This is a genomic window from Gilliamella sp. Gris1-4 (assembly GCF_001690335.1).
Lineage (GTDB): Bacteria > Pseudomonadota > Gammaproteobacteria > Enterobacterales > Orbaceae > Gilliamella > Gilliamella apicola_P.
In genome coordinates, this window is sequence record NZ_LZHA01000061.1 from 1 (window position 1) to 1,688 (window position 1,688).

Genomic DNA, 1,688 nt, shown 5'->3' on the forward strand with positions numbered 1-1,688 from the left:
TTTTTTGTGGTTTTTGCAGTGTTTTTTATAAAAAAGTGACTCATAAAAGCCACTTAAGGTTATGTTGTCTGTCTTATTACGGCGTTAGACAAATTTGTCTGGAACAAATTTGAACATCTGAGCATAGCGAAGATGGCCTCGTAGAGGCGAGTATCAGGATGATACGAGTATTGCCGTAGGCCACATTCTGTAGCCTTGCGAGGGGTTTTTAGGGGATTTCGCAAAAAATCCCCTAAATCGGACGTTGTCACTGTAGCTATTTTGTTCACCAAAGGTCAAAACGTCCGAAACCTTGCCGTACTACAAATAGACCAAGAATTTAAACCGCCACAGCGTAATCCACTAAAACTGCCATCGACACTTTCAGCGTCGGCGGCGGGGGGCGGCGCTATTGTGGCTTTGCCACAACGGCGCAACCCTAAGGAAAACGCCCCAACTTACGCGGGGGCTTTATTCTTTGTTATATTATCCTCTCAAGCACCATAACCACCCCCGCGCCCTAAGGATTAAGAACTAAACGCTAAGAACTAAGGTGCGGTGCAAACAGCGTAAAGTCTGCCGGAAGCGCTGTAGCTGCCGACGGGGCCTTCGCGCGAGGAGACAGGGGACTGGTTGCTACCTGCCGCGTCACTCGTCCAGTAGTAGTTGTAGACGAAGCCCGCATCAGCGTAGTAGCGCATGTCGCCCCACTCCGTGAAAAATCCTGCCCCTATGCGACGCTGGTAGACATTATTACCAGACGACGGCGTGGCGCCTACTGCACCTTGACACCAACTGCCTGCATTCAAACCAGAACAAACCGCATTGGTTAAATCACTTACCCGTGGCATTCGATAACCCAAACGATTACACCATGCTAATTGGTCACTATAAGGTTTACTTTGCCCCCCCCGATTGACGAACCACTGCCTCAACACAAATCCATACCTCACCTCATTACCACTACTATCCCTACCGACCAACTCGAAGGTCTGTGGCAAAGATGGACGTGTAAGTGAACCAGGATTACTTGAGCTTATCTGACTACTACTTGCCCTTGGACCTGTTAATGTTACCCGTGTTACATTTTTGGATTTATCTGTAATCCATTCATCAGCTTGGATAGTACGGTTATCTGGGGATGTGAATGTCCCTGTTAACGGCCTTGTCCATCTCACCGTTGCCCCTAGACTACCACTTGTCTTAACTGTCCAACTCAACTGACTTGCGTCAATACCACCTATGTCCAAATCAAAATACAATCCATCTGCTCCTGTAGTTGGAAAGTTTCTGTCGTAAGATGATGGGTTTGTTGATTGAGTTAAAAAACCCTTAGTAGGACTCCATATGTTAGATGGGCCTGCGTAGCTGTCTGTGCCAAAGTTTAGATTCGGCCTGACCGATTGCACAAAGTAACAACTACCAGAAGAATCTGGCTTGATGTAATACTCTACACTGCCTCCAATAAATGTACTACTATTTGGTACACCATACCGTGTAGTTAAACTACCCCCTGTACTACTTAAGGTTACCTTATAAGGGGCACTACATTTACTTAATGTATCACCACGACTAACCGTAGCGCCATCTTTATCCTTTATTACTAACGATATATTCCCTGTTGCAGTAACACCATTTGTACCCTGTCCATCCCCATCATCATCTCCCCACTTCCCTTGGCTGATTAGACTATTTAAACTAATAGATGT

1 protein-coding gene is annotated in these 1,688 nt (G+C 46.1%); it reads right to left on the bottom strand.

Annotated features, from left to right (window positions below):
• Positions 1-527: 527 nt before the first annotated feature.
• Positions 528-1,688, bottom strand: a 1,161-nt coding sequence (locus tag A9G31_RS11840) for a hypothetical protein (protein ID WP_176700378.1), incomplete at its 5' end; no start/stop codon positions are given.